The following is a 14,597-nucleotide window of genomic DNA, read 5'->3' as shown; positions in this document are numbered from 1 at the left end:
CTATCTCGCCGGGTTACAGGCCCAGCTCATCCAAGCGGACTGCACGCCGCTCCAGCGCAGACCGGTTAGAGGCTTCCATCAGCGCCGTCAGATCCAGCGCAAGTCGGATGTTTTCCTCAGCAGTCGTATCATTCGCAATATGCCCGACCCATTGATCGAAGGCGCTCTCACGACGGTCTGGCAGTGGAATCTCATTCCACTTGTCGGCGAAAGCTCCATCCTGACGCTTCGTGCGCAGCAGCAGCTTCTCCTCCGGCGTCCCGTAGAGCAGTGTTCCTTCTGTACCATGCACCTCTACCGTAAAGGGAGAGAAGCTATTGACGAAGCCCGCTTCCACGATGCCGATCGCGCCGGAATTCGTCGTTAGCACCGACACGGCGTTGTCCTCGACTTCCTTGCCTGTGATATAGCCGTATTGCGCCGTCACGTCCACCGGCTCCTCGCCGAGCAGCAGACGGGTCAGATACATCGGATGGCAGCCCAGATCGATCAAGGCTCCGCCCAGACAATCCTCAAGGCTATAGAAATGCTGCGGCAGCCAATCCGCAATTGCGCCGTTATGCGATAATCTGACGCGTACCTGCGTGATGCGGCCTACAATCTCCTGTTCCAGCAGCTCGCGGATTTTCAGCGTATAACCATCGTTAAGCCTCGGCAGGGATACCGTCAGCTTCACGCCGCTGGCCTCGACGGCCGCGAGAATTTCGCGAGCCTCGCTCACCGTTGGAGCAATGACCTTCTCGGTGAAAATATGCTTGCCGGCCTTGGCAGCCGCCACGATCACATCCCGGTGCAGCCGGGTCGGCGCATCGACGATAACCGCGTCGATATCCGAGGCTAGCAGCTCATCAAGCGACTCGTAGAACGGCACGCCCTGCTTATCGGCCGCTTCCTTGCCGCGGCTGGCGTCCTCGTCCCATACGCCTGCAATCTCTGTATCGGGGTGTTGCTGCGCCTGCTTCGTATAGTCCCAGGCATGTACATGCCAATAACTGATTTTACCAATGCGTAAAGCCAAGATAGCTCTCTCCTTCAACTCTAAATTTGAGACATCCTGGGATTAATGTACCATAGTTTTTTTTATAATTTTAGTGCAATTTGGCGACATCGTCTATATAAAAATACGACATGAATCAATCCATCAGCCGGGCGGTAAACATGGACTTCGCCATCCGTACGCCGCCCAGCTCCAGCTCTACCTCGATCTTGCCGAAACGCCGGCTCAGTTCTATGATCACGGGTCTTACCTCGACCACGCTGTCCAGTGGAATCGGCATCAGGAAGTAGTTGGAGGAGCTGTCCAGAATCAGGTCTCCCCGGCGGTGCTCCTTGACCATCCGCAGTGCAGCCTGGTTCATAAGCGTCGTCAGCACGCTCTCGGACGCCATCCCGACATGATTGGTCATCTGTGCCGTAATCGTGCCGCGGAACAGTACCTTGCCGTTCTTATCTCGGACTTTCTCGAAGCCCGCCCAGATGAGATCCTCGAACGATTCGCCGTATTGCGGCTGTGTCTGGATGAATTGCATCGCCTTGAGCACATCGCTGCGGCTGATGACGCCGAGCATCTTCTTGTGGTCGCTCACCACAGGGAGCAGCTGAATGCTCTCCCAGACCATCAGATGGCTGGCCGAAGCGACGGAGGTTTGCACGTGAACAGTCAGCGGATTGCGCTTCATGTGGCTTTCCACCGGATCTGCAGGCTGGGCGCCCAGCACGTCCTTGGTCGTCAGGATGCCGATCGGACGATGGTAGTCGTCTACGACCGGATAACGCGTATGGCCGGTCCGGGCGACTAGCTCCTGCATCTCCTGCACCGTATCGGTTCCCTTCAAATAATGAACATCCGTATCCGTCCGGATAATATCCTGGACGAGAATAATTTTCTTCTTGATGAGCCGGTCATGAATCGCCCGGTTGATCAGCGTCGCGACGGTGAAGGTATCGTAGCTGCTCCCGATCATCGGCAGCTCCAGCCGGTCGGCCAGCTCCCGCGCCTCCGGCGATGCTTGAAATCCGCCCGTGATCAGCACGCCAGCTCCTTGCTCCAGCGCATACAGATGCGCCTGGCTGCGGTTGCCGACGATCAGCAGATTGCCCGGCTCCACATACCGCATCATCGCCTCGAGCTGCATCGCGCCGATGACGAATTTGTTCAGCGTCTTATGCAGGCCAGCGGCGCCCCCAAGCGTCACACCGTCCACGATATGCACGACCTCGTCGAAGGTCAGCCGGTCGAACTGGTGCCGCTCGCGGCTCTCGACCCGGACCGTACCCGTCCGCTCCTTGGTGCTGACCAGGCCCTCCGCCTCCGCTTCCTTGATAGCGCGGTATGCCGTACCTTCGCTCACCTCCAGCGTCTGGGCGATTTTACGCACTGAGATACGGGCCCCGACACTGAGATTTTCAATATATCGCATGATTTGTTCATGCTTGGTCAATAACTCCTGGGGTCGTTCGCTCAAGAATCGCGCACCTCCTTCCGGCGGTTCGAACTGCCGCCTGATTCTTCTTCAATCTTAGCCTACGCGCACAGAAAAAGCATCCCATGCCTCATCGAAAGCGCTTGCCAAGTCTTGTTTTTTACGATAGTTGTGCTAATATTTGAAAATACGACATTGAGCGCGAGGTATTAGCAGATATGGATCCCTACTCCCTTTACTTTGAAATGAACCGCGCAGAATGGTCGGAGCTGCGCTACAGCTCCACGCCGTCGATCAGCCGCGAGGAATTTGACCGCCGCAAGGGCTTCCACGACCGGATTTCCTTCCAGGAAGTCGAAGACATCTATTTGCCGCTATCGAGATTTATCCATCTTCAGGCCTCGGCGGCCCGGCAGCTTCACGAGGCCTCTGCCACCTTCCTGCAGCATAAGCGGGAGAAGGTGCCATTCGTCATCGGTATCGCCGGCAGCGTCGCGGTCGGCAAGAGTACGACAGCGCGCCTGCTCCAGGCGCTGCTGTCCCGTGAACCCTGGCGCCCGCAGGTCGACCTGATCACGACCGACGGCTTCCTGTTCCCTAACCGGGTGCTGGAGGAGCGCGGCCTGATGAAGCGCAAGGGCTTCCCGGAGAGCTATGACACCAAGAAGCTGCTGCAATGCATCCGCGATATCAAGGCAGGCAAGCCGGATATCGTCGTCCCGCAATACTCCCATCTGTCCTACGATATCGTAGAGGGCGAGGCCCAGCTGGTCCACAATCCGGATATCCTGATCGTCGAGGGTATCAACGTCCTTCAGGTTACCCGGGATGCCAAAGTGTTCGTCAGCGACTTCTTCGATTTCTCGATCTATGTGGATGCCGATGAACGCGATATCGAGCGTTGGTATGTGGAGCGCTTCCTCATGCTGCGCGATACGGCGTTCCGCAATCCGCAGTCTTACTTCCACCGCTATGCGAGCCTGAGCGAGGACGAAGCCAATCATACCGCTACAGGCATCTGGAAAGAGATCAATGCGCTGAACCTGCGTGAAAATATACGGCCCACCAAGGGCCGGGCCAAGCTCATTCTTCGCAAAGGACCGGATCACGCCATCGAGCGGCTGTTTGTCCGCAAGTAGCTGAGCCGTCCAGACGACAAACAAGGCTGTGCAACTGCGACTCAAGGATCGCACTTGCACAGCCTTACTGCTATGGCCGCCTACCGGCCTCAGCCTAATCCGCCGATAGGCGGCCGGATGCTTGATTAAAAATAATCGGAGAAGTACGGGTGCTGACGTCGTATCCACTGTTCGAGCACCTCAACGGCAGCTTCATTTGCCTTCAAACGCCCGATCCGCGCTAAATACGAGGGACGTTTGTAGCCCATCAGCATCGTGGTCAGCGTTTGGATATCCAATTCGGCATCGCGGGCTTCACCCCCTTTAACCAGCTGTCCCTGGCCGCTCTTGTCCACGGTTAAGGTGAATAGCCCATGATTCCATTCCAGCATCGGATCATGCAGAGCGATTGTAAGCTGGCCGTCCGTTTCTTGCTTTTGAAATGGATATTGCTCCACAAACAGGCTGACATCGACAATACGCGCCATATAATAAGGAATGATGGTTTCCTTAATATCGCCATCATCCAGCAGAAAAGCAAGGGGCTCGTCGGTATACGTATGTCCCTTGACCTTCGTAATCATAGAGAAGTGGGCGCTGATGAAATTCCACAGACCTGCCCATGATTCCTGATTGATAAATACGATCTCTTTCAAATAGAACACTTCCTGATCAATCCAATACAACAAGTAGCCGGTGGGCTGATTTTCCGCATCGTAATAGATAGCTGCTATCATATCCTCCAGATCCCAGCGTAAATATTCTTCCCAAGCCAGCTCACTTCGAAGCATAGCCCCATGGGTTTGCAAGGCAAAACGATCATAAACCCGTTTGATATCCGCATGCTTGATCGTTACACGTTCCATATTTCCAGGAACATTTTTTAATTTGGGTAATTGGGTATCCTTCACTTCGAACGATATTTTATCCGAAATAAATTCCCAGCCCTTGTTGCGGTAATAAGGTATGGAGTAGGGATACAAATAAGAAATCGACTGTTTCCGATCCCGCATATTGGCCAAGGCCTGGCGCATCAGTTTATTCATCAGGCCAAGATTGGAGTACTCGGGGTAAGTGCCGACTCCCGTTAGCCCGCCCATCTCGTAAGCCTTCCCAAAAATATTCACCTGAAACGGATACACAGCCAGCTGCGAGATGAGCTGATCTCCATTAAACCAGCCCAGCACATCGGCTTGCTCCAATACTGGAAGCTTCGCCTGGGCAATCTCTCCGTTCTCCCAGCCTACCGTTTGTAGGTCGTGATTCGTAATATTAAACACATAGCGAAGCAAATTGTTGAATTGCTCACCGTGTTTCGGTTCAACTTCCTTCATCTTGAGCTTCTCGTGCAATTTCTGACGGCTCACCACCGTGTACCTCCTTATTTCCCTCGCCAGTCTATGCCGCTTGCTTCAGGATCTCAGAGCAGAAGAGGCCGATTCAAGTTTTTTCTTATTCTTTCTGGCCTTGACGAACCGAGCGGCAGCATAGTGCGATCACAAATTTGTCATGACCGATAAGATCATAGTATTTCCAAATTCAAGCTTTTGATGAATGAAAATCGTATAAACGGCTTTGCTCATTACGACAAAAAAAGCCCGAACCGACAATCCGGTACAGGCTTCTTCATATCATATGGAAGAATCAGAACTATGACTTAGAACGTGCGGGCAGCCACGGTCGCTTGCTCCACACCATCGGCGATGATTTGCTGCGCGCGGTCCGGGAATTGATTGTGGCCCTCTACGATAATCTTCGTGATGTCTGTAACGCCCCAGAATCCAAGCACGTTCGTCAGCAGGTTGACAGACATTTCTACAGCCGCTGCAGGACCTTCGGAGTAAACGCCGCCTCTGGCATTCAGCAGGGCTACCTTCTTGTCCGTGACAAGACCTACCGGACCTTCAGCCGTGTAGCCGAACGTCTTGCCGGCTTGACCCAGATAATCCATATACGTGTGCAAGACTGCAGGCAGCGTAAAGTTCCAAAGCGGGAAGCTGAATACGACCTTGTCCGCAGCCAGGAATTGATCCAGATAGCGGTTGGCTGTTGCTGCAGCGGCTTGCTCTTCGGCTGTAAGCTCGAAGCCTTTAGCCGTTTTGAACATGCCTGTAATCATGTTAGAATCGAGATATGGAAGAGTCTCGGCGAACAGATCCAGCTCGATCACCGTATCCTCAGGATGGGAAGCTTTGTAGCTTTCCAGAAACGCTTCATGCAGCTTGACACTTACCGCTTGCTCGACAGGACGATTGTTCGCTTTGACAAATAACACAGTTGACATTATAGTTCCTCATCTCCCGGAATAAATCGGTAATGATTCATTCACAAATAATTTATATATACTTACTTACAAAAAGTTTGTAAACTTTCATGTAATATTTGTATCATATCCGTGCCCTGTTTGTCAACGAAATTATTCAAATCTCCCTATTTGCCCTGCCGCAACGGCAAAAAGCCGCCAGCACTTGGATGCTGGCGGCCCTTTTCTCAAAACCTATATTTCTTTATTTCTTGGCTACATATTTGCGGATATCGAATGCAACGGCTGCTACGATAATTAGACCTTTGATGATCAATTGCCAGTAAGGGCTGACACCGATAAATGTCAGGCCATAGTTGATAACTCCGAAGATCAGTACGCCCGCCAATACGCCGGGCACGGTTCCGATCCCACCTGCCGTCGAGACGCCGCCCACTACGCAGGCCGCGATGGCATCGAGCTCGTACATGTTGCCATAGTTATTGGTGGCGCCGCCTGTGCGCGCTGCCTCCAGTACACCGCCCAGTCCGTACAGAGCGCCTGCAATCGCATAGATGCCGATCAGGTTGCGAGCGACATGAATACCGGATACGGTCGCTGCCTGTACGTTGCCGCCGATCGCGTACATATTCTTGCCAAGTCTCGTTTTATTGAAGATAATCCAGACAATCACAGCTACGGCAACGGCGATAAGAACGATGTAAGGGATGGAATAAGGTCCGTTCGGCCCGAAGAAGCCGGAGCCGAAATTGGTGAAATCAGGACGCAAGCCGGCGATCGGCTGGGATTCGTTCGGCTTCATATCGAAGTAAATCGAGTTAACTCCGTAGACGATAACCATCGTGCCCAGCGTGGCGATAAATGGCGGCACATTGAGCTTGGCGACAACCCATCCGTTGATCAGGCCCACAACCAGGCCTGCGAGAATGCCGAACACAATCGGGAGACCCACCCACAGCTCAGGCAGATCAGGGAAAAACCGGCGCGGGTAGTCGCTGATTTGCAGCATCGAAGCGGACAGCACCGCCGAGAGACCGACGACACGTCCCGAGGACAAGTCCGTTCCCCCTGTAATCAGAACGAACGCCGCACCTAGTGCGATGATCGCACGAGTGGAGTTTTGCAATAGAATATCCCGCAATATGCCAATGTCCAGAAAACGCGGGTCCTTCAAGGCGATCCCGGCGATCAGCAGAATCAACACGATGTAAATCGCATTTTGCGTAACGAAACCGGATATCTTTTTCGTATTCATCTTCGTAGTCCTCCTGTCGTCAGCCCAGATGCTTGGCAGCCAGGCGCATGATTTCTTCCTCTGTCGCATCCTTCCGGTCGAGGATGCCGGACAGTTTCCCGTCGGACATAACCATGATACGGTCCGACATGCCGAGCAGCTCAGGCATTTCCGAAGAAATCATGATGATGCTCTTGCCTTGTTTGGCCAAATCCGCGATGATCGAATAAATTTCAAACTTTGCCCCGACGTCGATACCTCGCGTCGGCTCGTCAAGCATCAGAATATCCGGCTCCGTGAGCAGCCAGCGGGCGAGCAGCACCTTCTGCTGATTACCGCCCGACAAATTCTTGATCAGCGTATGAATGGTTGGCGTCTTCACTCGGAGCCGCTCCACGCTCTGCGTGGTTTCGGCTCTGGCCTTCTGGTCGTTCATCAGCCGCAGCGGATTGAGGTAACGCTCCAGGTTGGCGATGATCGTATTTTCCTTGATATTGAGCACAGGGAAAATACCTGTCACCCGCCGCTCCTCCGTCAGCAGCGCGATTTTATGCCGCTTCGCGTCGACAGGCCTGCGGATGCGAACCTTTTTCCCGCGAATGCTGATATCACCGGAGGTGATCGATCGCAGCCCGAAGATCGCCTCGATCAGCTCGGTCCGCTGGGCGCCGACGAGTCCGCCGATCCCCAGCACCTCACCCTCGCGCAGGTCGAAGCTGATGTCGCGGAACGATCTCGGAGAGGGCGAGGATAACCCGCTGACCTTCATCAGAATATCGCCCGGCTCGCTGTGACGCTCGGGGAAGCGCTCCTTCAGATCGCGTCCCACCATCCGCGTGATGATGAGCTCTGTCGTGAGCTCGGCTGCCGGCCAAGTGCCGACCAGTTGACCGTCGCGCATGATCGTCACTTCATCCGAGATGCGCAGGATCTCCTCCATTTTGTGGGAGATATAAATAATGGAGACTCCTTGATCACGGAGCTGATTGATGATCTTGAACAGCGCTTCGACCTCATTGCCCGTCAGTGACGATGTCGGCTCGTCCATGACGATTACTTTGGAGTGAAAGGAGACGGCTTTGGCAATTTCCAGCGATTGAATTTTGGAGACGGACAAGCTGCGGACAATGGTTCTGGGATCAAGATCCATATTCAGCTCTTGAAACAACTTCGCCGTGTTCTCATACATTTTGCGATGATCGATTATTTTGAATGGCCCGAACCCCATCTCCGGAAACCGGCCGAGCCAAATGTTTTCCATCACACTGCGGAACGGCACAGGATGCAGCTCCTGATGAATCATCGAAACGCCTCGGGCAAGCGCATCCTTCGAGCTATTGATTTCAACTTTGCTTCCATCCAGAACAATTTCCCCGCCGTCCGCCTTATAGATGCCGAACAGGCATTTCATCAATGTCGACTTGCCCGCACCATTCTCTCCCATCAACGCATGCACCGTTCCAGGACGTACCCTCAAGGTTACGCCGTCCAGTGCTTTGACCCCAGGGAACACCTTGGTAATATCCTTCATTTCCAGTACATATTGAGCTTCACTCATATCGGGTCGCGCCTCCTGCCTATGAAACTCCTCTTGCCGGACCATGTCCGCAGCCATCAAGAGGCCCTGCTCCGCATGCGGCCGAACAAGGGGGAAGCAAGCGCTTCTCCCCCGCCTTGCCCGGCTTTATTCGCTGTTACTTCGCGTCGTTCATATTCGCTTTGGTAATTTTTTTGTAAGGAATCCAGACATACTTGCCGTCTGTGATTTCATAGCCTGTATTGTCCTTGGAAGGCACTTGACCGGCTGCCAGCACATTGGCCAGCTCCAGCGTAGCTTTCCCTTGGTTCTTGGCATCGTTCAGTACCGTGCCGAGCAGCGTGCCGTCTTCCAGCGCCTTCAGAGCCGGTGCCGTAGCATCTACGCCTACAACAGGGATGTACTTGTTATCCTTGAAGTAGCCTTTGGCCTTCAGGGCTTCAATCGCGCCGAGCGCCATGTCGTCATTATTCGCGAAGATCGCTTCGATCTTATCTCCATGCGAAGCGAGGAACGCGGCCATTTTCTCCTGACCCTTGACGCGGTCCCACATCGCTGTGTCTTCTGCCAGCTTCTCCACCTTGATACCCGCATCTTCAACCGCCTTGACTGAGAATTTTGTCCGCAACTCTGCGTCCTGATGCCCCGGCTCTCCCTTCAGCATGACATACTGGAGGACGCCGTCTTTATTTTTATCCGCTTCCGGATGGGATTTGAAGTAGTCGACGACCAGTTGACCGGACATCGTGCCCGATTGCTCCGCCTTGGCACCGACATAATAAACCTTATCCCACTTCTTCATGTCATCAGCCAGCGGTTCGCGGTTCAGGAAGACGATCGGAATGTTCGCGCCCTTCGCCTTGTCGATCATAACGCCTGCCGCTGTGCGGTCAACCGGGTTGACGGCCAGTGCATTCACTTTCTTGGTAATGAACAGATCGACCTTATCGTTCTGGGTCGGCTGTGAGTTCTGGCTGTCGACGATATCCACCTTGGCCTTGCCTTCGGCAGCCGTCGTGATCGCATTACGCACACCCGTCATGAACGTATCGTCGAATTTGTAGATCGCCACCCCGATCGTCGACTGCTTGGCTGCCGCCGTTGTAGCTGCGCTGCCGCCGTTAGTCGTGCCTGCAGCCGTTCCCCCTTTATTCGTGTTAGCTGCCGGCGTACTTGAGCCACAACCCGCTACGGTTGCGGCCAGCGCTGCCGCCATGACCAAGGATACTGCTTTTCTGCTCATTTCAAGACCTCCAGTTAATTGTAAGATTGGAAGAAGCTTTCTCTAGCTTACGAGTTTCATTATGTTGCATTTTGCTGAAAATGCACATGCAATATTCTCATCTGTTCTATCGAAATTCTCATATCTTCGCATAGACCGTCAGAGTAGAGTCTTGACGGCTGTGTTCCAGGAAAAAGCCCGTTCACCCTAACGGGAAACGGGCCTAGCTCCGGTGCAATTATTCTCGGGTCGGGAAATAAGACGGCAGGTCACTTTACAAATGGAAACAGCAGCTTCTGATTGTCCGACCAGAACATATTGCGCTGGTCGATGACGGTCGTGCCCGTACCGTAGCGAGCGGCCGGCTTCACGCCGCGCAGCAGGTCGACAGCCGCCTTGACCCCCAGATACCCCATACTGAACGGATTCTGGGTGATCGTCGCCTGGATCACGCCCTCCTGCAAATATTCGATATCCTCTTGCTCGATATCGAAGGCGACCGCCTTGACCCGCTCACGCGGCCTTTGGCGCGCCAGCTCCCGGGCCATGCCGCTGGAGGACACCGCATGAAGCGCGATAACTCCCGCTGGCGGTTCGCCCTGCCCCTGCTCAAGCAGCTTGCCCGTCTGCTCCTCGCATAGCTTACGGTCGGAGGCACAGTAGGCCGTCTCGCTTACGCTGATGTCCGGATACGCCCCCAGTGCGCTCCGCACGCCCCGCTCCCGCTCGGAGGCATTGCGATCTTCCTGCCTGAAGCCAAGGAGAGCGACGCTTCCCTTCCCCCCGAGCAGCTCCGCAAGCTTCTGTCCGGCCTTTACACCCGCATCGTAATGGTCGATGCCGATGAAAGCACTCACCCGAGGCGATTCGATCTCAGTATCCAGCGCCACAACGGGCATCCGTGCCGCTGCCGCCAGCTCCACCGCAGCTGCGGCAGCCTTGCCATCGTTGGCCGCCACGACCAACGCATCGCGCTTATAATGGACGGCCTCCTCTGCTAGGTGAATCTGCTCATTCACCTGCTCCTCATCCACAGAAGCCTCCGTAACCAGCTCCACGTTGAATTCCTTGGCTGCAGCCTCAGCCCCATTGCGCACCGCCTGCCAGAAGTCGCTGTCCCTGGATTTCAGGACGAGCGCGATCTGCCGCTTCTCTTCGTTCTTGCGAGGCTGGGCATCGGCAGCCGATGATCCGCAGGAGACGAGCAGCAGGCAGGACAATAGCGCAGCCGATGAGGTCATTTTACTCATGACTGATCCTCCTCTTCTGAGAAGGCATAAGGAATCCAGAGGGTCACGGTCGTGCCCGCTTCCAGCTCACTCTCCATCTTCAGCCCGTAAGACTGGCCGAACTGCAGACGGATCCGTTCGTGTACGTTGCGAAGCCCGACCCCGGAGCCGCTGTCGCTCTTGGCGTCTCCGGCCAGCAGCCTTGCCAGCTTATCCGGCGGGATGCCGGGTCCGTTATCCCGCACCTGGAGCCTGACCCGGTTGCCGATCCGGTCCGCCCGGATCTCGATATGCCCTTCGTCCACAAGCATCTCCATCCCATGGTAAATCGCATTCTCCACGATCGGCTGAAGAATCAGCTTCAGCGTGACACAGCTTAGTACCTGCTCCTCGGCCCTAACCTCGAAATCGAACTTGCGCTTATACCTCATTTTCTGGATAATCAGATAGTTTTTCACATGCTCAAGCTCATCCTGCACGGTAATCAGGCTCTTTCCCCGGCTGAGGCTAATCCTGAAAAACTTCGAAAGCGACGTGATCATCGTGATCACCTCTTCGCCCTTGCCGCTCCCGGCCAGCCGAACGACGGAATTCAGCGTATTGTACAGAAAGTGCGGATTGATTTGCGCCTGCAGCACCTCCAGCTCTCCCTTCCGCTTCGTTTCCTGCTCCTCGATGATTTGCCCCATCAGCTCCCGGATCTGCGCAACCATCAGATTGAACCGCCGTGATAGCCGCCCGACCTCATCGTCGCCGCGCACCTCCAAGTGAATATCGAAGTCGCCCTGCTCCACCTTGCGCATCGAACGCTCCAGCCGCTTAATCGGCATGGAGATACGCGCCGACAGAAACGCCGAGATCATCAGGACAAACACAATGACGAATAGCAGCAGCCAGACGATAAAGCCCCCGATTTCCTTGCGCGTCGTCAGCAGCTCGTCCATGTAGGAGACGCCGATCACCTTCCATCCGATATTATGAACGGTTTTGATCGTGATCAGCCGTCTTTCCCCGTTCGGAGAGTCGATATAACTGCCGAAGGTATACCTCAGCGCCTGCTCCACGTTCTCATATTTCAGCCCGGCGTAAATCAACTGCTGCTGTGGGTGATACACAATGCTGCCTGCCGACTCGTCGATGATGTACACGTAGCCCTTCTGCCCGAGACTAACCCGGCGCAGCAGATCATCAATCATCTTGAAATTGACATCCATCAGCAGCACGGCCTGTTCCTTGACGCCTCCTCGCTCCAGCGTAATCCCCTTGCTAAGGGACACTACCCACTTGTAGTGGCCCTTGTACAGATTCTGAACATGGGGCAACGAGAAGGAGAGGTGGTTGGGGTTCTCCAGCGCACTGCGGAACCAGCTCTGCTCGGTCATCCAGGTGGTGCCTCGCAGCTCAGCGTCGGGGTAGCCGGCCAGCAGCTCGCCCTGCTCGTTGAACAGCGCCATGGAGACGATGTCGCTGCGCGATTCCAGCAGGGTGCCGATCTGCTCCTGCAGGACCCGGGCCTGCAGACTGCCGCTTTGCCTGACGCGGGCATCCACGGAGGCAAAAACCTGGGTCGTATTTTGCAAGTAGCTCTCCAGGTTGAAGGTCACCTGCCCCACGATCTGGCCGCTCGCAAGAAACGCATTTTCCTCCGCTGTCCGGGAGAACTTGTCGTACAGCATAACACTGACGATCACGATGGCCAGCACCGTGATCAGGGTGAAGGAGGTTGTAAGAATGAACTGGATGCTGCGCCCCCTCCACGATTCGATCAGCCGCTGGCGAATCCGGGTACGCCATCTGTTCATAGCACGCCGTTACCCGCCATGCTGCGGTATTCCTTCGGCGATATTCCGACGGCCTTGCGGAAGCTGAAGCTAAAGTAATTCGGTTCCATGTAGCCGACCCTCTCGGCGATCTCGAACGCCTTCAGATCCGTCGTACGCAGCAGCTCCTTGGCCGCCTCCATCCGAATGTTCACCAGGTAAGCGCCGAACGTCACCTTGGCTTCCTTCTTGAAGATGCTGCTGAAATACCCGACGCTGATATGCAGATGATTGCATACTTTGTTGATGGACAGGTCGGCATCCTGATAGTGCTCCAATGTATAAGACCGGGCTTGCTCCACCAATGATTTATAAGCGTACTGCCGACCGGAGGTAATGCCCTGCGCCAGGCGCAGGCACAAGCTCAGTATCCAGCCCTTGGCCTCGGCGAGCTCGGTGCAGCCGTTCAGCTCAGCCAGCGGTGCGAAGTCCGGACCGAAGATCACCTCCAGATCGGCTTGCGCATCCTTGGCCGCCTTGAGGATGACCGTCAGGATTTCCATCAGATACACCTGATAATCCTTGACGGAAACCCTTGCATCGCTGGTTCCCTCGAACAGCCCGTCCACCGTCTGCTGAATCTCATGGACCGTCCCTACCTTCAGAGAGCGGACCAAGGCCTGCTCCTTCAGTTCGTCGAAGCGTAGCTTCTCGACAAAGCGCGTCTCCACATCGCTGATGCAGATCAGCCGGTTTCCCCCGAGAATCAGCCGATAATCCAGCGCTAGCACGGCATCGCTGAATGCATGTGACAGCTCGGTCACCTCGCTGCAGGTCGTGCCTATGCCAACCGTCACGGTGATTTTCAAGTACTTCTCCATGCTCTGCCGGATTTCTTCCATCACCGCCAGCATCCGCTGCCAGACAGCATGGGATGCCGGCTGCTCATGCAGCGCAACAATAATCAGCAGCCCGTTATGAAGGAAAATAAGCCCGAGCTGCTCTCGGCTTACGATTTCTCCTGCTACATTCAACGCCGCAAACGCTTTCAATTCTTCGTCCTTAGAATAACGCAGCGATTCGAAGGCATGCTCGCCCGTAGCGGTCTCCTCCGGTTTATCAATGCGAATCGCGGCGACATTATAGGCTTGCGCGCTAAGGTCCAGCTGATAGTGAGCGCACTGTTCCTCGATCTGCCTCCGGGGCAGCTTGCGCGTGACGAGGGAAGTCAGAAACACCTCGCGCAGCACCGGCAGACTTTTGCGGTAATATTCCTGCAGCGTAAGCATATCCTTCCTTCGCTCGGTTTCCCCGTCTATCTGAGTCCTGACCTTCGAGATCGCGTTGATCAACTCCTGGGCGGAAAAGGGCTTCAGCACATATTCGTCGATCTGCAGCCGGATCGCTTTCTGGGCATATTCGAACTCGTCAAATCCCGTCAGGATTATAATCCGGGTGGCCGGATAACGCTCGCGAATCCACTCAGCCAGCTGCATCCCGTCCATGAACGGCATCCGGATATCCGTGACAACCACATCAGGAGCCCAGCGCTCGACTAAATCCATGGCATCCTTCCCGTTCTCCGCCGTATCCATCAACTCGAACCCGCAGGCAGCCCAGTCGATTTCTGCGGCAATGCCCTCCCGGACATCCTCTTCGTCTTCCACCAATACCAGCTTGTACATGCTGCTCCTCCCCGCCGGGCGGCTCCCGTCCTCCCGGTACTGGCCCGCACCTATTCTTGCGGCAGCATCCTGCCACTATCCGCCAGTTATGATACTTACTGTATCAGAAGACCCGGCTTTTTGGGA

The 14,597-nt window shown here is 55.0% G+C and carries 11 protein-coding genes; 1 reads left to right on the top strand and 10 read right to left on the bottom strand.

What is annotated here, in order from left to right; translation table 11 throughout:
* Window positions 1-13: 13 nt before the first annotated feature.
* Both WMW72_RS15445 and WMW72_RS15440 read right to left on the bottom strand, forming a co-directional pair.
* Window positions 14-1,018 (bottom strand): Gfo/Idh/MocA family protein, encoded by a 1,005-nt coding sequence (locus WMW72_RS15445; protein WP_341416399.1) that lies wholly within the window; start codon window positions 1,016-1,018, stop codon window positions 14-16.
* 115 nt (window positions 1,019-1,133) lie between these two features.
* Entirely contained in the window at window positions 1,134-2,420 is a 1,287-nt protein-coding gene (locus tag WMW72_RS15440) for a DRTGG domain-containing protein (RefSeq protein WP_341416521.1), read from the bottom strand.
* A 221-nt stretch (window positions 2,421-2,641) separates the two neighbouring features.
* On the opposite strand from WMW72_RS15440, the gene coaA reads away from it, so the two are divergent.
* Window positions 2,642-3,562: a type I pantothenate kinase gene (gene coaA, locus WMW72_RS15435; protein WP_341416398.1), complete on the top strand. Its 921-nt coding sequence runs from the start codon at window positions 2,642-2,644 to the stop codon at window positions 3,560-3,562.
* A gap of 125 nt (window positions 3,563-3,687) precedes the next feature.
* On the opposite strand, the gene WMW72_RS15430 is transcribed toward coaA, so the two are convergent.
* The 8 genes from WMW72_RS15430 to WMW72_RS15395 form a co-directional block, all read right to left on the bottom strand.
* Entirely contained in the window at window positions 3,688-4,908 is a 1,221-nt protein-coding gene (locus WMW72_RS15430; RefSeq protein WP_341416397.1) for a GNAT family N-acetyltransferase, read from the bottom strand.
* Between the two features lie 290 nt (window positions 4,909-5,198).
* Window positions 5,199-5,825: an FMN-dependent NADH-azoreductase gene (locus tag WMW72_RS15425; RefSeq protein WP_341416396.1), complete on the bottom strand. Its 627-nt coding sequence runs from the start codon at window positions 5,823-5,825 to the stop codon at window positions 5,199-5,201.
* A 223-nt stretch (window positions 5,826-6,048) separates the two neighbouring features.
* Entirely contained in the window at window positions 6,049-7,059 is a 1,011-nt protein-coding gene (gene mglC / locus WMW72_RS15420) for a galactose/methyl galactoside ABC transporter permease MglC (protein ID WP_341416395.1), read from the bottom strand.
* Window positions 7,060-7,078: 19 nt separating this feature from the next.
* Window positions 7,079-8,596, bottom strand: a complete 1,518-nt coding sequence (locus WMW72_RS15415; RefSeq protein WP_341416394.1) for a sugar ABC transporter ATP-binding protein — start codon at window positions 8,594-8,596, stop codon at window positions 7,079-7,081.
* A gap of 136 nt (window positions 8,597-8,732) precedes the next feature.
* Window positions 8,733-9,818, bottom strand: a complete 1,086-nt coding sequence (locus tag WMW72_RS15410) for a galactose ABC transporter substrate-binding protein (RefSeq protein ID WP_341416393.1) — start codon at window positions 9,816-9,818, stop codon at window positions 8,733-8,735.
* A gap of 248 nt (window positions 9,819-10,066) precedes the next feature.
* Window positions 10,067-11,047, bottom strand: a complete 981-nt coding sequence (locus WMW72_RS15405; protein ID WP_341416392.1) for a substrate-binding domain-containing protein — start codon at window positions 11,045-11,047, stop codon at window positions 10,067-10,069.
* A complete protein-coding gene (locus tag WMW72_RS15400) occupies window positions 11,044-12,828 on the bottom strand; it encodes a cache domain-containing sensor histidine kinase (protein WP_341416391.1) in 1,785 nt (594 codons plus the stop codon). The genes WMW72_RS15405 and WMW72_RS15400 overlap by 4 nt, the downstream gene beginning before the upstream one ends.
* Complete coding sequence (locus WMW72_RS15395) at window positions 12,825-14,471, bottom strand: response regulator (protein WP_341416390.1); 1,647 nt, start codon at window positions 14,469-14,471, stop codon at window positions 12,825-12,827. Before WMW72_RS15395 ends, WMW72_RS15400 begins: the two co-directional genes overlap by 4 nt.
* Between the last annotated feature and the right edge of the window lie 126 nt (window positions 14,472-14,597).

The organism is Paenibacillus filicis (assembly GCF_038070315.1).
In the GTDB taxonomy this organism is placed as follows: domain Bacteria; phylum Bacillota; class Bacilli; order Paenibacillales; family NBRC-103111; genus Paenibacillus_G; species Paenibacillus_G filicis.
This window is presented reverse-complemented; position numbering and strand designations above follow the sequence as displayed.

What these genes read in the sequence shown, in the direction of transcription:
- coaA (WP_341416398.1), top strand. Translation starts at nt 2,642, where the DNA reads ATGGATCCCTACTCCCTTTACTTTGAAATGAACCGCGCAGAATGGTCG.
- WMW72_RS15405 (WP_341416392.1), bottom strand. Translation starts at nt 11,047, where the DNA reads ATGAGTAAAATGACCTCATCGGCTGCGCTATTGTCCTGCCTGCTGCTC.
- WMW72_RS15440 (WP_341416521.1), bottom strand. Translation starts at nt 2,420, where the DNA reads ATGCGATATATTGAAAATCTCAGTGTCGGGGCCCGTATCTCAGTGCGT.
- WMW72_RS15410 (WP_341416393.1), bottom strand. Translation starts at nt 9,818, where the DNA reads ATGAGCAGAAAAGCAGTATCCTTGGTCATGGCGGCAGCGCTGGCCGCA.
- mglC (WP_341416395.1), bottom strand. Translation starts at nt 7,059, where the DNA reads ATGAATACGAAAAAGATATCCGGTTTCGTTACGCAAAATGCGATTTAC.
- WMW72_RS15415 (WP_341416394.1), bottom strand. Translation starts at nt 8,596, where the DNA reads ATGAGTGAAGCTCAATATGTACTGGAAATGAAGGATATTACCAAGGTG.
- WMW72_RS15400 (WP_341416391.1), bottom strand. Translation starts at nt 12,828, where the DNA reads ATGAACAGATGGCGTACCCGGATTCGCCAGCGGCTGATCGAATCGTGG.
- WMW72_RS15425 (WP_341416396.1), bottom strand. Translation starts at nt 5,825, where the DNA reads ATGTCAACTGTGTTATTTGTCAAAGCGAACAATCGTCCTGTCGAGCAA.
- WMW72_RS15395 (WP_341416390.1), bottom strand. Translation starts at nt 14,471, where the DNA reads ATGTACAAGCTGGTATTGGTGGAAGACGAAGAGGATGTCCGGGAGGGC.